Genomic DNA, 18,456 nt, shown 5'->3' with positions numbered 1-18,456 from the left:
AGTATCCTCGCGTCACCGGCAAAGACCAATAGCCCTATTATCAATACGGGTTGTTTGAGCGCATGGAGCACTCAGGCAACCGACAAAGGAATTACTCCATGAACAGCCGTTTCAAGGCATGGCGTCACAATCTGGCCTGGACCCTTCCGATGGTGGTCGTGCTGGCAGGTTGCACCGGCGGCGACAGCAGCAAACCGAAAACCCACGCACTGGCGACCTACTCCAGCGCCACCTGGGAAGCGCTTCCGGCGGTGTCCGACAACGACCTCGTTGCCGGCTTCGGCTCGTGGCGCAGCGCCTGCACCCGACTCAAGGCCGACCCGGTCTGGGGCGGCACCTGTGCGGCTTCCGCCAATGTGCAGCCAACCGCCAATGACATCCGCGATTTTCTCAAACAGAACCTGGACGTCTATGGCCTGCGTGCCGCCAATGACAACCCCAACGGTCTGATTACCGGTTACTACGAACCGGTGTACCCCGGCAGTCTGACCCAGACCGAGGAAGCCAACATCCCGGTGTACGGTGTACCCGAGGACATGATCATCGTCTCGCTGGACAGTATCTATCCAGAACTCAAAGGCAAACGCCTGCGCGGAAGACTCGAAGGTCGCGTGCTCAAGCCGTACGACGATGCGGCAACGATTGAAACCAAAGGCGTGAAGGCGCCGGTGATTGCCTGGCTGACCGACCCGATGAACCTGCAGTTCCTGCAAATCCAGGGCTCGGGGCGCATCCAGCTTGATGACGGTCGTCAATTGCGCATCGGTTATGCCGATCAGAACGGCCACCCGTATCGACCCATCGGCCGCTGGCTGGTGGACCAAGGTGAGCTGAAGAAAGAAGACGTGACCATGGGCACTATCAGCACTTGGGCCAAGGCCAATCCGATGCGCATTCCCGAACTGCTCGGCAGCAACCCCAGCTACGTGTTCTTCACCCGCAATCCCGACAGCAACGAAGGGCCGCGCGGTTCGCTGAACGTACCGCTGACTGCAGGTTATAGCGCGGCAGTGGACCGCAAGGTGATTCCGCTCGGCAGTCTGTTGTGGTTATCCACCACACGCCCGGACGGCAGCGCGTTGGTACGCCCGGTGGCCGCGCAAGATACTGGCGGCGCAATTGCCGGCGAGGTCCGCGCGGACCTGTTCTGGGGCACGGGCGAGGCAGCCGGGCAATTGGCCGGCGACATGAAACAGCAGGGGCAGATATGGATGCTTTGGCCTAAAGGTGCGGCATTGCCTCAAGTACCGCAGGTGGCTGACAAACTTTAAAAGAAAAAGATCGCAGGCTTCGCCAGCTCCTACATTGACCGCGTTCGTCGCAATATCGCGTCGATCCCAGTAGGAGCTGCCGAAGGCTGCGATCTTTTGATCTTGCTTTATTAAACAGACACAACAAAGAAACTGATGATCAACCCCATCCCCACAAACCACACCAACGACCGCAAAATCGCCCAATCCGCCAAATAGCAAATGATGAAGAGCAGCCGACTGGTGATAAACAGCACCGACAGCACATTGATCGTCACCAGTTCGGCATTGCCGGCCAAGTGAGCCACAATTACCGCCGCCGCAAACGCGGGGGTCACTTCAAAACTGTTCAGTTGCGCCGCATATGCCCGCTTGCCCAAGCCTTCCAGCGAGTCGAGAAACCCCCGAGGATCATGATTGTGTCTGAGCCCGTACCCGCCACGGACCTTGGCGATGCCTATGCACAAGTAAGGCAAGCAGATCGCAATCAAAATACACCACAGAGCAACCGTCATAACGCAGTCCCTTCTTCAAGTTATAGAAAATCGAATTCCATCAGGGGCGACTAAAACTTCATCACCAACATGCCGATCAGCACCAGTCCACAGGCTAAGAGCCGGGGCCTGCCGAAAGGTTCTTTCAGGTAACGCATCCCAAACAGCACCACCAGAATCACACTGATCTCGCGCAACGCCGCAGCTTCGGCAATGGAACCGAGCTGCATGGCCCACAGCACCAGAGCGTAGCTGAACAGCACGCAAAACCCGACCGCCAATCCCAACCGCCACTGCTCGCGCCAGAACAGCATGAACGCCGGCCGCTTGCGTACCAGCGCCAGCAATGGGAACGGCCAGGCACTGAGCAAGGTGACCCAAACCAGGTAGTCCAATGGGTGGGACCAGCGGCGCAAGGCTTGGCCATCGATGAAGGTGTAGCACCCGATGCACAACCCGATGAGCGCCACCACCGGCAGCATCGACCACGGCAGGCGCACCCCGCCACCGCCCTGCCAGAGCAAGCACAACATGCCGAACGGGATCAGCAAAATCCCGAAGATCTGCTGAGCCGTCAGCACTTCCCCGGCGAAGATCAGCGTCAGCGCCAGCACCACCAGCGGCGACAGGCCACGCATCAAGGGATAGACCAGACCGAGATCGCCGACCCGATAGGCCTGGATCAACAGGTAGCGATAGAGCAACTCGAATGCTGCCGACGCGAGAATCCACGACCACATTTCCAGTGGTGGCAGCGCCACGAAGGGCAGCATCAGGGCGACAAACAGCAGCGCCACGCTGTCCATGCAAGCCACCACCAACAGCCGCTCCGCGCTGAATTTGATCAGGGTATTCCACGCCGCGTGCAACAGCGCCGCCACCAACACCAGAACCGTCGCAAGCACGGCACACTCCTTATTTTGCCCTTACCCTCCCCCGACAAGGGCGGGGCAGAGAATTGATTCGCCATATGTCCGCAGCTGTTTATACTGCAAGCGACCACGCCGCACTCAGTTGCGCACACACTAATTCCAATAATTTCTGCCTCCGCCCGCTCTCACCGAGAACGGGCGTCGGCCTGCGTATGCCTGATCAAAGCGTCAAGACTACCGACAGAGACCTTGCGCATGCCACTCGCCTTGCTTGCACTGGCCGTTGCCGCCTTCGGAATCGGCACCACTGAATTCGTCATCATGGGCTTGCTGCCCGATGTCGCCCGCGACCTCGCCGTGAGCATTCCTCACGCGGGCCTGCTCATCACCGGTTACGCCCTGGGCGTGGTGTTCGGTGCGCCGATCCTCGCGGTCGGTACGGCCAACATGCCGCGCAAAGCCACACTGCTGGGCATGACGCTGATGTTCATTCTCGGCAATATCCTTTGCGCCCTGGCGCCGAACTACGCCACTTTGATGGCCGCGCGAGTGATCACCGCGTTGTGCCATGGCGCGTTTTTCGGCATCGGTTCAGTGGTCGCTGCCGGTTTGGTGGCACCGAACAAACGAGCCCAAGCGATTGCCATGATGTTCACCGGCCTGACGCTGGCCAACGTGCTGGGCGTTCCATTGGGCACCGCGCTCGGGCAATACGCCGGCTGGCGCTCGACGTTTTGGGCGGTTTCGGTGATCGGCGTGATTGCGGCCATCGCACAGTGGGTTTGGCTGCCCAAGGAAATCCCCATGGACAAAGCCAACCTGGCCAGCGAGTTCAAAGTGCTGGGCAAGGTCAACGTGCTGCTGGCGCTGGGCATGAGCGTGCTGGCGTCCACCAGTCTGTTCAGCGTGTTCACCTATATCGCGCCGATTCTGCAAGACATCACCGGTGTCAGCCCGCATGGCGTGACCATCATGCTGCTGTTGTTCGGGGTAGGCTTGACGGCGGGCAGCATGCTTGGCGGCCGACTGGCGGACAGTCGTTTGCTGCCTTCTCTGGTCGGTATGGCCCTGGCTGTGGTCGTCGTGCTGGCCGCTTTCAGTCAGACCAGTCACTCAGTGATCCCGGCGGCGATCACGCTGGTGTTGTGGGGCATCTTCGCGTTCGCGCTGTGCCCGATTTTGCAATTGCTGATCATCGATCAGGCTCATGAAGCGCCGAACCTTGGATCGACGTTGAATCAAAGCGCATTCAATCTCGGCAACGCAGCCGGGGCATGGATTGGCGGGCTGGTTGTGGCCAGTGGCGCGGACCTGGCGGATTTGCCGTGGACCGGCGCACTGGTCAGCGGGTTGACGGTACTGACGGCGCTGTTTTTCATCTACCTGCAGCGCCGCAGTGCTGTCGCGGTCAATGTGTCCGGCTAAATGCCGACCAGAAACTTGTGGGAGCGGGCTTGCGCTTAACTGACTGGCAGGTACTTTACCCTTCATTTTTTGGTCTTCTGCGGTTCGGGCTCCTGACTCTGTTCCGCAGATGTCTTCGGCGGCCCGCTTTCACTGCGAATCTGCGCGTGACTGATCAGCGCGAAGATAAAACTGCCACCGATGATGTTCCCCACTAGCGTGGGACCCGCGAACACCAGCCAGAAATCTTTCCACGGCAACTCGCCGGCAAACACCAGGTACGAGACCTCGACCGATCCGACCACGATGTGAGTGAAGTCTCCCAGCGCCATGAAATAGGTGATGAGGATGATGATCCACATCTTGGCGCTTTCCATGGACGGGATCATCCAGACCATGGTGGCGATCATCCAGCCAGAGATGATGCCTTTGGCGAACATTTTGCTCGCGTCGTTCTCCATGACCTTGCGTCCGATGTCGAGGAAGGCCAAGTCGGTCTTGGCGTCGAAAATCGGCAGATGCAACATCACATACGCCACCAGCAAGGTGCCGCAGAGGTTGCCCACCAGAACGATCGACCACAGCCGAAACAACCGACCGAAATTACCCAGCGTAGGCTTGCTCATGATTGGCAGCACGGCGGTCAGGGTGTTCTCGGTAAAGAGTTGCTGACGAGCCAGAATCACCGCGAGAAAACCTGCGCAGTAACCGAAGCTGGCGATCACCTTGAAGCCTTCGCCGTCCGGCAGACGCGAGTTGAGCAGCCCCATGCCCATCAGTGACAAGCCCATGGTCAAACCCGCAGCCAGGGCCGACCACCACAGCGCCGCAACGCTACGCTCAAGCTCCTTATCACCTTGGGTGCGAATGATTTCGTGCAGCACCGCCGCGCGCGGTGGCTGGTTCTTGTCGACCTCGCGTTGTTCTTGTGCCGAGAGGTCCGGGGTCTTGCCGTCTTTGGGCGTGTCCATAAAGCTCCTGAACCAGTGGCGTGTCGTTTAATTACGACACGCGGGGTTCGGAGCTGTTCAGTGGTCCATGAAATCCTCTTTAACCGATAGACCGCTTTCGCGAGCAAGCCCGCTCCCACACTCGATTTGTGCAACACACAGAATCATTGTTCAACGCGATTCAATGTGGGAGCGGGCTTGCTCGCGAAGGCCGCGCCGCCGATTTCACTCGCCGATGTCATCATCCTTGAACTGGTCTTTGACGTACCTGATCTCGGTCCGGCCGTGCGGCGCGGGCAGGCCGTCTTCGCCCAGGTTCACGAAGACCATCTTCTCTACTGTCAGGATGCTCTTGCGGGTGATCTTGTTACGCACTTCGCAGGTCAGCGTGATCGAGGTGCGACCGAACTCGGTGGCGGTGATGCCAAGCTCGATGATGTCGCCCTGGCGCGAGGCGCTGACGAAATTGATTTCGGAAATGTATTTGGTGACCACGCGCTGATTACCCAGCTGGACGATGGCGTAGATCGCCGCTTCTTCGTCGATCCAGCGCAACAGGCTGCCGCCGAACAGCGTGCCGTTGGGGTTGAGGTCTTCGGGTTTTACCCATTTGCGGGTGTGGAAATTCATACTCACTCCTGACCGTCTTGCCGATTGATGCCGGCCATCATGGCAGAGCCCGGACTAGAGCTCTATTACGCATCGACTATGGTCTCGATTACCGTTCGGGCATTGACCTGCAGAAACGCTTTGGAAGTATCGTCTACACAGCTATAATCGCCACCGTTCCAAAACGGTCATCTTCGGTTGCTACCGTTTTCCCGCCACCTGTCCGAGGGGCGCTGCAGCAGGTTCGACCTGTCAGGCTCGGATGGGGCGTTGACTGGCCACGGCCAGACACTAAACGCACAACGGCGCCCATTCGCATACATTACGAATGGAGGCTCTTCATGAGCGCTGTTATCACGCCTGTAGATTTTAACGATTACAAAGTCGCCGACATGTCCCTGGCTGCCTGGGGCCGTCGCGAAACCATCATCGCCGAATCCGAAATGCCAGCCCTGATGGGTCTGCGCCGCAAGTATTCCGCCGAGCAGCCGCTCAAAGGCGCGAAGATCCTCGGCTGCATCCACATGACCATTCAGACTGCCGTGCTGATCGAAACCCTGGTTGCCCTGGGTGCCGAAGTGCGTTGGTCGTCCTGCAACATTTTCTCGACTCAGGACCAGGCCGCTGCCGCTATCGCTGCTGCCGGTATCCCGGTTTTCGCCTGGAAAGGCGAGACTGAAGAAGAGTACGAGTGGTGCCTGGAGCAAACCATCCTCAAAGATGGCGCGCCTTGGGATGCCAACATGATCCTCGATGACGGCGGCGACCTGACCGAGCTGCTGCACAAGAAATATCCGGCTATCCTGGACCGCGTCCACGGCGTCACCGAAGAAACCACCACCGGCGTTCACCGCCTGCTGGACATGCTGGCCAAGGGCGAGCTGAAAATCCCGGCCATCAACGTCAACGACTCGGTGACCAAGAGCAAGAACGACAACAAGTACGGCTGCCGTCACAGCCTGAACGACGCGATCAAGCGCGGCACCGACCACCTGCTGTCCGGCAAGCAAGCGCTGGTCATCGGTTACGGCGACGTGGGCAAGGGCTCGGCGCAGTCCCTGCGTCAGGAAGGCATGATCGTTAAAGTCTCCGAAGTCGACCCGATCTGCGCCATGCAAGCTTGCATGGACGGTTTCGAACTGGTTTCGCCGTTCATCGACGGTATCAACAACGGTACCGAAGCGAGCATCGACAAAGCACTGCTGGGCAAGATCGACCTGATCGTGACCACCACCGGCAACGTTAATGTTTGCGACGCAAACATGCTCAAAGCCCTGAAGAAGCGCGCTGTTGTCTGCAACATCGGTCACTTCGACAACGAAATCGACACCGCTTTCATGCGCAAGAACTGGGCATGGGAAGAAGTGAAGCCACAGGTTCACAAGGTTCATCGTACCGGCCCGGGCGCATTCGACGCTCAGAACGACGACTACCTGATCCTGCTGGCCGAAGGCCGTCTGGTTAACCTGGGCAATGCCACTGGCCACCCAAGCCGCATCATGGACGGTTCGTTCGCCAACCAGGTTCTGGCCCAGATCTTCCTGTTCGGCCAGAAGTACGCCGACCTGTCGCCAGCCCAGAAAGCCGAGCGCCTGACCGTTGAAGTACTGCCGAAGAAACTCGACGAAGAAGTGGCCCTGGAAATGGTCCGCGGTTTCGGTGGCGTGGTCACTCAACTGACCAAGCAACAGGCTGACTACATCGGCGTGACCGTCGAAGGCCCGTTCAAGCCGCACGCTTACCGCTACTGATTGGTCCTGCTGCCTGCTCTCCCTTGTGGGAGCGGGCTTGCTCGCGAAGGCGGTTTAACATTCAACATTAATGTCGTCTGACCCACCGCCTTCGCGAGCAAGCCCGCTCCCACATTGGGATGTGCAAGCGTCCGGCTTACGTGTTTCCAAGGATATGACCATGTCCCAAGACCGTCGCTACAGTTTCGAGTTCTTCCCTACGAAGACCGATGCTGGGCATGAAAAACTGATCGCCACTGCCCGTCATCTGGCGACCTTCAACCCTGACTTCTTCTCCTGCACCTACGGCGCTGGTGGTTCGACCCGTGATCGCACCCTCAACACCGTGTTGCAGCTTGAAAGCGAAGTCAAAGTCCCTGCCGCACCGCATTTGTCTTGCGTGGGCGACAGCAAGGACGACCTGCGTGGCCTGCTGAGCCAGTACAAGGCAGCCGGCATCACGCGTATCGTTGCGCTTCGCGGTGACCTGCCTTCGGGCATGGGCATGGCCAGCGGCGAGATGCGTCACGCCAATGACCTGGTTGAATTCATTCGTGAAGAAACCGGCGATCATTTCCACATCGAAGTCGCCGCTTACCCGGAAATGCATCCGCAAGCGCGCAATTTTGAAGACGATCTTAACAACTTCGTGCGCAAGGCCAACGCCGGCGCCAACAGTGCGATCACCCAGTACTTCTTCAACGCCGACAGCTACTTCTACTTCGTCGAGCGTGTACGGGCGAAGGGTGTGAACATCCCGATCGTGCCAGGGATCATGCCGATCACCAACTACAGCAAGCTCGCGCGCTTTTCCGACGCTTGCGGTGCGGAAATCCCGCGCTGGATCCGCAAGCAACTGGAAGCCTACGGCGACGACACCCAAAGCATTCAAGGCTTTGGTGAGCAAGTCATCACCGAGATGTGCGAACGCCTGCTGCAGGGTGGCGCTCCAGGGCTGCATTTCTACACGCTGAACCAGGCTGAGCCGAGTCTGGCGGTGTGGAACAACCTGAAGTTGCCGCGTTAAAAACACAGCAGAAGCAAAAGCAAAGGCAAGATCAAAAGATCGCAGCCTTCGGCAGCTCCTACGCGCCTGTGGAAGCTGCCGAAGGCTGCGATCTTTTGCTTTCCGGCGCCCCTTTATTGTGCAGCCATACCTTGAGCCAGAGCTTCTGGATCCGGTTTCTGGCTCTTTATGATTTCTCGTCGTAATCTCAAGCCATGCCCCTGATCGCTCAGTTACTGACCGTGCTTCTGTTCGCTTGCCTGAGCTTCACCGCTCGGGGCGAGAAGTTGCGTATTGTCACCGAGCCTTGGGCACCTTATGTGTACGAGGAAAACGGCAAATCGCTGGGCCTGGACTACGAAACCACGGCCATCGTCTTCAAACGCCTCGGGATCGACGTGGAATGGCAGTTCCTGCCATGGAAACGCTGCCTGTCGATGCTTGAGCAAGGCCAGGCGGATGGCGCGCTGGATATTTTCCACAGCGCTGAACGCGACGCGACCCTGCTCTACCCCAGCGAACCGCTCTCGCAAGTCGAATTCGTAATGTTCTATGCCAACGAGCGACCGTATCCGTTTCGCACGCTGGATGATCTGAAAGGCCTGACCATCGGCACCTCGCCGGGCTACCTGTACAGCAAGGACTTCAGCGAATCGACGCTGTTCACCCAAGAGCCTGCCCCCACCCATGAAGCCAACTTCGGCAAACTGGTGCGCGGCCGCATCGACCTGCTGATCACCGATCGCCGAGTCGGCCAGCATTTGCTCGATCAACTGAATATCCGCGACAAGATCACCGAGAACCCGATCATCATCAGCCAGCAAAGCCAGTTTCTGGCGGTACGCCGCAATGCCGGGATGGATTTGTTGGTGCAGCGTTTCGGTGCCGAACTCAAACGTTTCAAGCGCGAACCGGCCTACGCCGAACTGAGCGCCCGCTATGGCGCCGGCCCCGCCCCCGAAGCACGAGCCGCCAGCGCCACCGCAACCGGCGGAAAAACCGTTGAGCAGCAGGAAAGCGGCGCGCAGTGATTGCTCTGTTATACTCCGGCCTTCCCGCCAGGCTCACGCCCGGACGCTCGGACTTGTTCAAGGCATCTCGATCCCGCTACAGCGCAGCTTTTCAGCCCGCGCGAGCGCTCCAGACGAGCCTTCGAGGCCCAGCAGGACCGGACGGGATTGCGTCCTCTTAAACGCGATTCGCGCCAGGCAAGACTCCCATTGGGCCAAGCCCTAACTAAAACAGGATTACTCATGTCCTTTGCTTCCCTCGGTCTCTCCGAGGCTTTAGTCCGCGCCATCGAGGCAGCGGGCTATACCGAGCCTACTCCGGTGCAACAGCGGGCCATTCCCGCCGTGTTGCAAGGTCGCGACCTGATGGTTGCGGCACAGACAGGTACTGGTAAAACCGGCGGCTTCGCCCTTCCGATTCTGGAACGGTTGTTTCCCAACGGTCACCCGGACAAATCCCAGCGTCACGGCCCACGCCAACCGCGCGTACTGGTCCTGACCCCAACCCGCGAACTCGCGGCCCAGGTGCACGAGAGCTTCAAGGTCTATGCCCGTGACCTGAAATTCGTCAGCGCCTGCATCTTCGGCGGCGTCGGCATGAACCCACAGGTTCAGGCCATGTCCCGCGGTGTTGACGTGCTGGTAGCCTGCCCAGGTCGCCTGCTCGACCTCGCCGGCCAAGGCAGTGTCGACCTGTCCCACGTGGAAATCCTCGTGCTGGACGAAGCCGACCGCATGCTCGACATGGGCTTCGTCCATGACGTGAAAAAGGTCCTCGCTCGTCTGCCGAGCAAACGCCAGAACCTGCTGTTCTCGGCGACGTTCTCCAAAGACATCACCGACCTCGCCGGCAAGCTGCTGCATAACCCGGAACGCATCGAAGTCACGCCGCCGAACACCACGGTCGAGCGGATCGAACAGCGCGTATTCCGCCTGGCCGCCAGCCACAAGCGTTCGTTGCTCGCGCACCTGATCACCGCTGGCGCCTGGGAACAGGTACTGGTGTTCACCCGCACCAAGCACGGCGCCAACCGTCTGGCCGAGTACCTGGACAAACACGGCCTCACCGCCGTCGCTATCCACGGCAACAAGAGCCAGAACGCCCGCACCAAAGCCCTGGCCGACTTCAAGGCCGGTGAAGTGCGCATCCTGGTCGCCACCGATATCGCCGCTCGCGGCCTGGACATCGACCAGTTGCCCCACGTGGTCAACTTCGAACTGCCGAACGTCGACGAAGATTACGTGCACCGTATCGGTCGTACCGGCCGTGCCGGGCGCTCGGGCGAGGCGATCTCGCTGGTTGCTCCGGACGAAGAAAAACTGCTGAAAAGCATCGAGCGCATGACCAAGCAGAAGATTGCCGACGGCAACCTGATGGGCTTCGACTCCAGCGCCGTGGAAGCCGAGAAACCTGAAGTTCGCGAGCGTCCGGATGTGCGTAACCCGCGCAACCCACGTGGCCCGCGCGGCGACGGTCCGAACGGCAGCGGTGGTGGCGGCGGTCGTAAAGACAAAGGCAAGGACAAGGGTGGCAAGGAAAAACCTGCCGCCACTGGCCGTGGCGATCGCCCTGCCCGTGAACACAAGCCTCGCGAGGGCACCCCGGCCCGTGAGCAACAGCGCCCGGCACCTCGCGCCGCCGCTGACCGTGCTCCGGACGAGTTCCTGGACGACGATGTCGATAACTTCGGTAACCGCGTCGATTACGTGCCTCAAGCCAAACCGGCTCAGGGCCGTGGTCGCCGCCCGGGCGCACCGGCACAAGGCGCAGGCGCAAGTGCTCCGCGCACCAGCCAGCCACAAGGTCGCCAGAACGGTCCGCGCAGCAGCAGCGGCGCAACCACCGGCACTCCGCCGGCCAAGCGCAGCGGCCCACGCAACGGTGCTCCACGTGACGGCCAGGCCCGTCGCGAAGAGTCCCGCAACCGCCGCCCGGCCCGTGACGAGCAGCCTCGTTCGGAACCGGCCGTGCAGAACCCGCGGGGCCCGGCACCGAAGATCATTCACAAGGAGTCGAAAAGCGATCGCTTCCCGACACCTGAGCAGCTTGATCAACTCCCAGGCCGTCCACGCGGCGAAAAACCAGCCTTGCTGACCCGCAATCGCTGATTTATCGCTGATATGAAAAATGCCCCGGATCGCAAGATCCGGGGCATTTTTTTGGGCGCTGCAAACTGCTTTTGTAGGAGCTGGCGAAGCCTGCGATCTTTTGATCTTGCTCTTATCAGCGGTGATCCTGAAAAGATCGCAGCCTGCGGCAGCTCCTACGTCTCAGCATTACTTCGCTTTCACACCTTCAAACGTAACGTACAGCTCGACCGCGTCGGACGCTGGGCCCAGGTCTTTCTGTTTGCCGAAATCGGAACGCTTGATGCTGGTGGTGCCTTCGAAGCCGGCACGGTAGCCGCCCCATGGATCCTTGCCTTCACCCAGGAAGGTGGCCTTGACCACGATTGGCTTGGTCACACCAGCCAGAGTCAGGTTACCGGTTACGTCGGCAGTGTCTTTGCCAGCGGCGTTTTTGCCGGTGGATTTGACGCTGGTGGAAACGAACTTGGCGTCGGCGAATTTGCCCACGTTCAGGAAGTCACCGCTGGCGATGTGCTTGTCACGTTCGGCGTGGTTGGTGAACACGCTGGCGGTGCGCACATTGAACTCGATCTTGCTGTCTTCCGGCTTGGCAGCGTCAAAGCTGAACTTGCCGTCGATGTCCTTGAAGGTACCGGTGATGTAGCTGTAACCCAAGTGGCTGATCTTGAAGTCAACGAAGGCGTGCTGGCCTTCTTTGTCGACAACGTAATCAGCCGCCATCACGTTAGCGGACAGCAGAGCAGAACCGATTGCCAGAGCGGCGAGCGTCTTTTTCAACATGCTTTCTATTCCTTTGGAGTCGAGGTTGAACATCAGGCTTTGCGTCCCAGCATTCGCGTCAGGGTCGCATCACGATCGATAAAGTGGTGTTTCAATGCTGCCAACGCATGGAGGCCGGAAAAAATTACCAGCGCCCAAGCCAGGTACAAATGGATCACACCAGCGGTGTCTGCCTGGTCCGGTAGTCCGGAAACCAGTGCAGGAACTTCAAACAGGCCAAACACCGGGATCCCGACACCGTCTGCGGTGGAAATCAGGTAACCGGCAATCATCACAGCGAACAGCCCGAGATAGAGGAAGGCATGGCCGAACACGGCGCCAAGACGCGTCATGCGGCTATAACTTTGCAGGGGCGGTGGAGGTGGGCTGATGAAGCGCCACAACATCCGTAGCAACATGACTGCGAACAACACCAGGCCAATGCTCTTGTGCAGATCCGGCGCATCTTTACGCCAGGAGCTGTAGTAGTCGAGACCGACCATCCACAGCCCTAATGCGAACAGGCCAAAGACCGCGAGCGCCACACCCCAGTGCATAAAGATGCTGACCCAACCGTAGCGGGAAGAAGAGTTACGTAGCTGCATTGCCCAAATCCTGTAAGAACTGCGCCCAAGACTATCGAGTTATCTATCGATTTAAAGCGGAAAATTTCGCTCTGAAATATCGAAAAATACGATCAAGACCTTGGGGTCAAGATATTAAGAGAGTGTTAACCAGAAGAAAAAACCTACAAACGTTGTCCCATACTCGCTTTCAAAAGGTCTTTACCACTCGTCAGAACTGTCATATCTGACAGTAGCCACTATTACAGGTCATTGATGAACCTGATCTCGGGCGATTGTCCGAGCGTCTGAACAGGAGTTCTACCATGAGTCACCATTCGAGTTCATCCCCCGTAATTACGCGCAACCTATCCAATTCAATACCCGTAGGGGAAGGACCGCGAGGGATAGCCATCAACGACGATGGATCGCGGGTTTTTGTTTGCAATTACATTTCAGGCAATGTGTCAGTCATCGACACCCTAAACAAAAAGGTAATCCGCACCATTGCCGTCGAGCGTTACCCCCAAAGCATCGCTCTTGGCCATCGGGGTAAAAGGGCTTACGTGACCAACTACGGTTCAAGTTCAGTGTCGGTTATTGATACTGAAACATACGCGGTGGGTCACGTTAAGGTGGGAAGACACCCTTGGGGAATCGTCGTAAGCCGAGACGGGAAACATGTTTACGTCACCGTTCGACAAGATAAAGAGTGGCTGGCAATTATCGACACCCGCACTTATGCGGTGAGCAGAGTGCGAGGGTTACCCTCTCCCTCTATAAGTGTGGATATCAGCCAGGACGATTCGCGTCTTTATATTTCCAGCACCAACTCCCCTGGTGGCCCTTATCAGGACGCGCTCACCGTCATCAGCAGCAAGACCTTCAAAGTCATCAGTATCATCAAAACCGAACAATATCCGTCAGCGGTTACCGTCAGCCCCGATGGCGGAAAAGTGTATATCGTGGGTATGGATGCTCGAAAACTGACCGTGCTGGACACCCGGTCATCAATCGTCAGGCATTTCGATTTTGTGACGTGCGAAGGGAAAGTAGTATTCGGAGAAAGAAACGCTTATGCCGTGGATCAAACCAGAAAAGAGGTCGTGGAAGTTAGTACCGACACCTATGAGATTGTTCGCCGGGTTCCAATCCCTAGCGCTTTTGAACCGTATGACATGGTTCTTGATAAACACAACCACGCCTATATCAGCGACTACCAAAAAGACGAAGTACATAGTGTCGATCTAGCTTAGCGTCAACGCAAAATCAGCAGCGGCATACGCAAGACATAAAAAAAGCGCGGCATCACTGCCGCGCTTTTTTTATTCCAGGACTTACTGCGTCTTGGTTTCAGTCGCCACCGGGGTCTTCGCAGCAGTACTGACCGCTGGTTTCTTCACCGGCTCAGTCTTCTTCACCGTCGCCTTGACCGGAGCTTTTTTGGCCTCGGTTTTGGCAGCAGGCTTCTTCACTGGCGCTTTGGCTGGTGCTTTCTTGGCAGGCTCTGCTTTCACCGGTGCCGCAGGCTTCGGCGCCTCAACCGGAGCTGGAGCTGGAGTCGGCGCAGGTGCTGGGACGGGCGTCGGAGCAACCGGTGCCACGGGTGCTGGCGCCTTGGCCGGTTCCGGTTTGTCGTCAGAACCACCGAACAGGTTGGTGAAGAAGTTGCCTTTCTTCGCCGCCACTGCACCGGCCGCTACTGCGGTCGCCGCCGGAACAACTTTCGCCGGTTCAAACGACTTGCCTGCCGCCAGGTCTTCTACCTGACTGGCTGCACGCTGACCGGTGCGCAATGCGCCTTCCAGAGTGCCTGGGTACAAGGTATCGGTGTGTTCGCCAGCAAAGGCTACACGTTGCAGCGGACGCTCCCACAGACGCCAGTACTTGCTGATCTGGCCCGGGCCGAAGGCCAGGTAAGCGCCACCCATCGACGGGTCGGTGCTGTAGCGACGGATTTCATAACCGGTGAACGAACCGCGTGCCTGTGGATAAAAGGCGTGCATACGAATCAGTACCTGATCGACCATCTGCTTGTCGCCGAAGGCCTGCATCACGCGCGCGTTGTCGCCGGACAGGTTGATCACCACGTTGGCGCCGCCTTTCAGGGCCGGCTCGACCCACAACATGCCCAGGCCGGTGTTGCTGTAGATCTCGCCGGACATGCGCGCCTTGCTTTCCCACACCGGCGTCTTGAACTTCAGCATGATCTGGTCACGCCAGCCGTAGTTGGTGCCTTTGATGGCGCCCAGGTGCTGGGCATCCAGCGCCGGGGTCATCTGGATCTTGTTCAGTGCACGCAATGGCACGGCCAGCACAACGTAGTCCGCCTGATAGCCAACACTGCCGACTTTGACGGTCACGCCGTCCTTGTCCTGAGTAATGGCCGAAACCGGGGAGCTGGTCTTGATGGTTTTCAGTTGCTTGACGAAAGCCTGGGCCAGCACCGGGCTGCCGCCAGGCAGACGCGAGGCGCGCAGGTCACGGTCGGCAACGCCACGGTAGACACGGCTCTGTTGTGCGAAGTACAGCAGCGACAGGCGCGAAGGTTCGTCATAGCGGGTACGAATCTGCTGATTCACCAACTGACGCGCAGTGGCCGGCAGACTCAAGCGATCAAGCCAGTTGGATACGTTGATCTGGTCCAGGGCGAACAGCGTGCTGTTGGCGGCCGGGTTCTGCGGGTCTTCAATCGAACGCGCCAGATCATCCAAAGTCTTTTCGTAGCGTTTCAGCGCTTCGGCGGTGGCCGGCTGTTTAGTCGCCAGATCGGCGGCGGTGAAGTATTCACCGTCGATCAGGTAGCTCGGGGTCCGCACGAATTCAGGGGCTGGCGTGGTGGTCAGCTTGAACGTCGAGACGTACTTGTTCAGCACCGGTTGGGTCTTGTCGTTGCCGATCCACTCACTCGTGGCCATGCCGGAGCGACCGCCCAACGTCGGTTTGGCTTCCAGCAGGGTGACCTGCCAGCCTTTGTTCTGCAGTTCGTACGCCGCAGTGAGGCCCGAAAGCCCGCCGCCGACTACGATCACCGTTTTATCCTTGGCCAGCGCCGAAACGCTGAACAGCCCCAACATCACCAGCGCACAGGCGCGCAGCCAACCAGCAGACATTCAGCGAACTCCGGAAATACACGAGGAAATAGCGGTTTTACGAGTCAGACGACTCAAAGAACCGCGAAGAATACGTCAGCCATCAAAACGCCGCCAGCGACGTCTATCTCCTTATACAAAGTAGCTCAATCGACACAATGGGTTGTCCCGATGACGCGCATTGCATAGGCTTGCGCGATTGTTTGCCCGCGCACCCAGCGAGCCGCCTCGAGGAGACTGAACATGGGCCTGAATAATCAGTGGATGCAACGCGATCTCGCGGTGTTGTGGCATCCCTGCACCCAGATGAAAGACCACGAACAGCTGCCACTGATCCCGATCAAGCGCGGCGAAGGCGTCTGGCTGGAAGACTTCGAAGGCAAACGCTATCTCGACGCGGTCAGCTCCTGGTGGGTCAACGTGTTCGGTCATGCCAACCCGCGGATCAACCAGCGCATCAAGGATCAGGTCGATCAGCTGGAACACGTGATCCTCGCCGGTTTCAGCCATCAGCCGGTGATCGAACTGTCGGAGCGTCTGGTGAAGATGACGCCCGAAGGCCTGACCCGGTGCTTCTACGCCGATAACGGTTCGTCGTGCATCGAAGTCGCGCTGAAAATGAGCTTTCACTACTGGCTCAATCGCGGCCAGCCGAACAAGAAGCGCTTCGTCACCCTCACCAACGGTTACCACGGCGAGACCATGGCGGCGATGGCGGTGGGCGACGTGCCGCTGTTCACCGAAACCTACAAAGCCCTGCTGATGGACACCATCAAGGTGCCGAGCCCCGATTGCTACCTGCGCCCCGAGGGCATGAGCTGGGAAGAACACTCGCGCAATATGTTCGCCGCCATGGAGCAGACGCTGGCCGACAACCACGACACCGTCGCTGCCGTGATTCTGGAGCCGCTGATTCAAGGCGCCGGAGGCATGCGCATGTATCACCCGGTGTACCTCAAGTTGCTGCGCGACGCCTGTGATCGTTATGGCGTGCACCTGATCCACGATGAAATCGCCGTCGGCTTCGGTCGCACCGGAACGATGTTCGCCTGTGAACAGGCCGGCATCCGCCCGGACTTCCTCTGTCTGTCCAAAGCCCTGACCGGCGGCTATCTGCCGTTGGCGGCCTGCCTGACCACCGATGAGGTCTACAGCGCTTTCTACGACGACTACCCGACCCTGCGCGCCTTCCTGCATTCACACAGCTACACCGGCAATCCGCTGGCGTGCGCGGCGGCATTGGCGACGCTGGACATCTTCGAAGAAGACAACGTCATCGAGAACAACAAGGCCCTGGCCCAGCGCATGGCTTCCTCCACCGCGCACCTGGCCGATCACCCGAACGTTGCCGAAGTGCGCCAGACCGGCATGGTGTTGGCCATCGAGATGGTCAAGGACAAAGCCAGCAAGACTGCTTACCCGTGGCAGGAACGTCGCGGTTTGAAGGTGTTCCAGCATGCGCTGGAGCGTGGTGCTTTACTGCGGCCGTTGGGTAGCGTGGTGTATTTCCTGCCGCCGTACGTGATTACCCCGGAGCAGATCGATTTTCTGGCCGAAGTGGCCAGTGAAGGCATCGACATCGCGACCCGTGACAGCGTTAGTGTGGCGGTGCCGAAGAATTTTCATCCGGGTTACCGTGATCCGGGCTGATTGACTTCACCTAAGCTTCAGCGGTGACCGGACTACCGTCATCGCGGGCAAGCCCGCTCCCACAGGATCGGCGCAAAACCTGTGGGAGCGGACTTGCCCGCGATGGGGCCGCCAGACTTCCACACTTTTACAGAGACCATTGATGAGACTGTCCCGCTTCTTTATCGACGCCCCCTTGAGCATCGGCGAACACGAGCTTCCCGAGGCCCAGGCCCATTACATCAGCCGCGTGCTGCGCATGGCCGAGGGTGATGCGGTGCAATTGTTCGACGGCTCGGGCCATGAGTTTCGCGGCACGTTGGCGGAAGTCGGCAAGAAGCGCGTCGTGGTAAACATCGATGAAAGCTTCGCCGGGCAAGTCGAGTCATCGCTTGCGGTCCATCTCGGCCAGGGTTTGTCCCGTGGCGAGCGGATGGACTGGGCGATTCAGAAAGCCACCGAACTGGGCGTCAGCGAAATCACCCCGATCTTCACTGACCGCTGCGAAGTCCGCCTCAAGGACGAGCGCGCCGACAAACGCCTGATGCACTGGCGTCAGGTGGCGATCAGCGCCTGCGAGCAATGCGGGCGCTCATCGGTGCCGGTGATTCATCCGCCGCTGCTGTTGGCCGATTGGCTGAAGCAGACGCAGGCCGAATTGAAACTGGTGCTGCACCCGGTGGCCGAGCCGCTGGTGAGCCATGCGAAACCGGCGACGCTGGCGTTTCTGATCGGCCCGGAAGGCGGGTTGTCCGACGCTGAAGTCGAGCAGGCCAAGACTGGCGGTTTTCACGCCGCCCGCCTCGGCCCTCGCGTGCTGCGTACCGAAACCGCGCCGGTGGTGGCGTTGGCGGTAGCCCAGCAGTTGTGGGGCGATTTCTGACCCCATGATCGTTCCCACGCTCTGCGTGGGGAATGCAGCCCGGGACGCTCCGCGTCACTGGACGCAGAGCGTCCCTAGAGGCATTCCCCACGCAGAGCGTGGGAACGATCCTTC

Annotated in this window: 17 protein-coding genes and 1 riboswitch; of the genes, 10 read left to right on the top strand and 7 right to left on the bottom strand. The window is 59.1% G+C overall.

Translation table 11 applies throughout. The features are described from left to right. The first annotated feature begins 98 nt into the window (after positions 1–98). Positions 99–1,271: a murein transglycosylase A gene (locus tag F6R97_RS16830; RefSeq protein ID WP_315866839.1), complete on the top strand. Its 1,173-nt coding sequence runs from the start codon at positions 99–101 to the stop codon at positions 1,269–1,271. Between the two features lie 110 nt (positions 1,272–1,381). On the opposite strand, the gene F6R97_RS16825 is transcribed toward F6R97_RS16830, so the two are convergent. Together F6R97_RS16825 and F6R97_RS16820 are read right to left on the bottom strand one after the other, a co-directional pair. After that, positions 1,382–1,765 carry an MAPEG family protein gene (locus tag F6R97_RS16825; RefSeq protein ID WP_038981040.1) on the bottom strand — a complete coding sequence of 128 codons (384 nt, stop codon included), beginning with the start codon at positions 1,763–1,765 and terminating at the stop codon, positions 1,382–1,384. A 50-nt stretch (positions 1,766–1,815) separates the two neighbouring features. After that, entirely contained in the window at positions 1,816–2,649 is an 834-nt protein-coding gene (locus tag F6R97_RS16820) for an EamA family transporter (RefSeq protein ID WP_038981038.1), read from the bottom strand. A 222-nt stretch (positions 2,650–2,871) separates the two neighbouring features. Between F6R97_RS16820 and F6R97_RS16815 the strand changes: the two genes are divergently transcribed. Then, positions 2,872–4,041 carry an MFS transporter gene (locus F6R97_RS16815; protein WP_008071958.1) on the top strand — a complete coding sequence of 390 codons (1,170 nt, stop codon included), beginning with the start codon at positions 2,872–2,874 and terminating at the stop codon, positions 4,039–4,041. A gap of 62 nt (positions 4,042–4,103) precedes the next feature. On the opposite strand, the gene F6R97_RS16810 is transcribed toward F6R97_RS16815, so the two are convergent. Together F6R97_RS16810 and F6R97_RS16805 are read right to left on the bottom strand one after the other, a co-directional pair. After that, a complete protein-coding gene (locus F6R97_RS16810) occupies positions 4,104–4,991 on the bottom strand; it encodes a formate/nitrite transporter family protein (RefSeq protein WP_038981035.1) in 888 nt (295 codons plus the stop codon). A 204-nt stretch (positions 4,992–5,195) separates the two neighbouring features. After that, positions 5,196–5,600 carry an acyl-CoA thioesterase gene (locus F6R97_RS16805; RefSeq protein ID WP_038981033.1) on the bottom strand — a complete coding sequence of 135 codons (405 nt, stop codon included), beginning with the start codon at positions 5,598–5,600 and terminating at the stop codon, positions 5,196–5,198. Positions 5,601–5,798: 198 nt separating this feature from the next. Continuing rightward, positions 5,799–5,897: riboswitch (S-adenosyl-L-homocysteine riboswitch) on the top strand. A gap of 23 nt (positions 5,898–5,920) precedes the next feature. Here F6R97_RS16805 and ahcY point away from each other — a divergent pair. The 5 genes from ahcY (at position 5,921) to F6R97_RS16780 (ending at position 11,434) form a co-directional block, all read left to right on the top strand. Further along, positions 5,921–7,330: an adenosylhomocysteinase gene (gene ahcY / locus F6R97_RS16800; RefSeq protein ID WP_007898042.1), complete on the top strand. Its 1,410-nt coding sequence runs from the start codon at positions 5,921–5,923 to the stop codon at positions 7,328–7,330. 160 nt (positions 7,331–7,490) lie between these two features. After that, positions 7,491–8,336, top strand: a complete 846-nt coding sequence (gene metF / locus F6R97_RS16795) for a methylenetetrahydrofolate reductase [NAD(P)H] (protein WP_038981031.1) — start codon at positions 7,491–7,493, stop codon at positions 8,334–8,336. Next, positions 8,309–8,521, top strand: coding sequence for a hypothetical protein (locus F6R97_RS16790; protein ID WP_156320511.1), 213 nt, complete (start codon positions 8,309–8,311; stop codon positions 8,519–8,521). The genes metF and F6R97_RS16790 overlap by 28 nt, the downstream gene beginning before the upstream one ends. 9 nt (positions 8,522–8,530) lie before the next feature. Next, a complete protein-coding gene (locus F6R97_RS16785; protein WP_050682674.1) occupies positions 8,531–9,346 on the top strand; it encodes a substrate-binding periplasmic protein in 816 nt (271 codons plus the stop codon). A gap of 222 nt (positions 9,347–9,568) precedes the next feature. Continuing rightward, entirely contained in the window at positions 9,569–11,434 is a 1,866-nt protein-coding gene (locus F6R97_RS16780; protein ID WP_315866838.1) for a DEAD/DEAH box helicase, read from the top strand. Positions 11,435–11,602: 168 nt separating this feature from the next. Here F6R97_RS16780 and F6R97_RS16775 read toward each other — a convergent pair whose 3' ends face one another. Together F6R97_RS16775 and F6R97_RS16770 are read right to left on the bottom strand one after the other, a co-directional pair. Next, entirely contained in the window at positions 11,603–12,196 is a 594-nt protein-coding gene (locus F6R97_RS16775; protein WP_038981025.1) for a YceI family protein, read from the bottom strand. A 32-nt stretch (positions 12,197–12,228) separates the two neighbouring features. Then, on the bottom strand, positions 12,229–12,780 hold the full coding sequence (locus F6R97_RS16770) for a cytochrome b (protein WP_038981023.1): 552 nt from the start codon (positions 12,778–12,780) through the stop codon (positions 12,229–12,231). 284 nt (positions 12,781–13,064) lie between these two features. Here F6R97_RS16770 and F6R97_RS16765 point away from each other — a divergent pair, with 284 nt between their 5' ends. Then, positions 13,065–13,994 carry a YncE family protein gene (locus tag F6R97_RS16765; protein ID WP_038981021.1) on the top strand — a complete coding sequence of 310 codons (930 nt, stop codon included), beginning with the start codon at positions 13,065–13,067 and terminating at the stop codon, positions 13,992–13,994. An 81-nt stretch (positions 13,995–14,075) separates the two neighbouring features. Here the strand turns inward: F6R97_RS16765 and F6R97_RS16760 are convergent, their stop codons facing one another. After that, positions 14,076–15,851, bottom strand: a complete 1,776-nt coding sequence (locus F6R97_RS16760) for a flavin monoamine oxidase family protein (RefSeq protein WP_038981019.1) — start codon at positions 15,849–15,851, stop codon at positions 14,076–14,078. Positions 15,852–16,073: 222 nt separating this feature from the next. Between F6R97_RS16760 and F6R97_RS16755 the strand changes: the two genes are divergently transcribed. Both F6R97_RS16755 and F6R97_RS16750 read left to right on the top strand, forming a co-directional pair. Continuing rightward, positions 16,074–17,480 (top strand): adenosylmethionine--8-amino-7-oxononanoate transaminase, encoded by a 1,407-nt coding sequence (locus tag F6R97_RS16755; RefSeq protein ID WP_038981017.1) that lies wholly within the window; start codon positions 16,074–16,076, stop codon positions 17,478–17,480. 142 nt (positions 17,481–17,622) lie between these two features. Next, positions 17,623–18,342, top strand: a complete 720-nt coding sequence (locus tag F6R97_RS16750) for a 16S rRNA (uracil(1498)-N(3))-methyltransferase (RefSeq protein ID WP_038981015.1) — start codon at positions 17,623–17,625, stop codon at positions 18,340–18,342. Positions 18,343–18,456 lie beyond the last annotated feature (114 nt).

The organism is Pseudomonas sp. JV414, assembly GCF_032424305.1.
In the GTDB taxonomy this organism is placed as follows: domain Bacteria; phylum Pseudomonadota; class Gammaproteobacteria; order Pseudomonadales; family Pseudomonadaceae; genus Aquipseudomonas; species Aquipseudomonas lini.
Note: the sequence above shows the minus strand (reverse complement) of the source record. Positions and strands in the feature narration are given on the sequence as shown.

What these genes read in the sequence shown, in the direction of transcription:
- F6R97_RS16830 (WP_315866839.1), top strand. Translation starts at nt 99, where the DNA reads ATGAACAGCCGTTTCAAGGCATGGCGTCACAATCTGGCCTGGACCCTT.
- F6R97_RS16825 (WP_038981040.1), bottom strand. Translation starts at nt 1,765, where the DNA reads ATGACGGTTGCTCTGTGGTGTATTTTGATTGCGATCTGCTTGCCTTAC.
- F6R97_RS16815 (WP_008071958.1), top strand. Translation starts at nt 2,872, where the DNA reads ATGCCACTCGCCTTGCTTGCACTGGCCGTTGCCGCCTTCGGAATCGGC.
- F6R97_RS16810 (WP_038981035.1), bottom strand. Translation starts at nt 4,991, where the DNA reads ATGGACACGCCCAAAGACGGCAAGACCCCGGACCTCTCGGCACAAGAA.
- F6R97_RS16805 (WP_038981033.1), bottom strand. Translation starts at nt 5,600, where the DNA reads ATGAATTTCCACACCCGCAAATGGGTAAAACCCGAAGACCTCAACCCC.
- ahcY (WP_007898042.1), top strand. Translation starts at nt 5,921, where the DNA reads ATGAGCGCTGTTATCACGCCTGTAGATTTTAACGATTACAAAGTCGCC.
- metF (WP_038981031.1), top strand. Translation starts at nt 7,491, where the DNA reads ATGTCCCAAGACCGTCGCTACAGTTTCGAGTTCTTCCCTACGAAGACC.
- F6R97_RS16785 (WP_050682674.1), top strand. Translation starts at nt 8,531, where the DNA reads ATGCCCCTGATCGCTCAGTTACTGACCGTGCTTCTGTTCGCTTGCCTG.
- F6R97_RS16780 (WP_315866838.1), top strand. Translation starts at nt 9,569, where the DNA reads ATGTCCTTTGCTTCCCTCGGTCTCTCCGAGGCTTTAGTCCGCGCCATC.
- F6R97_RS16775 (WP_038981025.1), bottom strand. Translation starts at nt 12,196, where the DNA reads ATGTTGAAAAAGACGCTCGCCGCTCTGGCAATCGGTTCTGCTCTGCTG.
- F6R97_RS16770 (WP_038981023.1), bottom strand. Translation starts at nt 12,780, where the DNA reads ATGCAGCTACGTAACTCTTCTTCCCGCTACGGTTGGGTCAGCATCTTT.
- F6R97_RS16765 (WP_038981021.1), top strand. Translation starts at nt 13,065, where the DNA reads ATGAGTCACCATTCGAGTTCATCCCCCGTAATTACGCGCAACCTATCC.
- F6R97_RS16760 (WP_038981019.1), bottom strand. Translation starts at nt 15,851, where the DNA reads ATGTCTGCTGGTTGGCTGCGCGCCTGTGCGCTGGTGATGTTGGGGCTG.
- F6R97_RS16755 (WP_038981017.1), top strand. Translation starts at nt 16,074, where the DNA reads ATGGGCCTGAATAATCAGTGGATGCAACGCGATCTCGCGGTGTTGTGG.
- F6R97_RS16750 (WP_038981015.1), top strand. Translation starts at nt 17,623, where the DNA reads ATGAGACTGTCCCGCTTCTTTATCGACGCCCCCTTGAGCATCGGCGAA.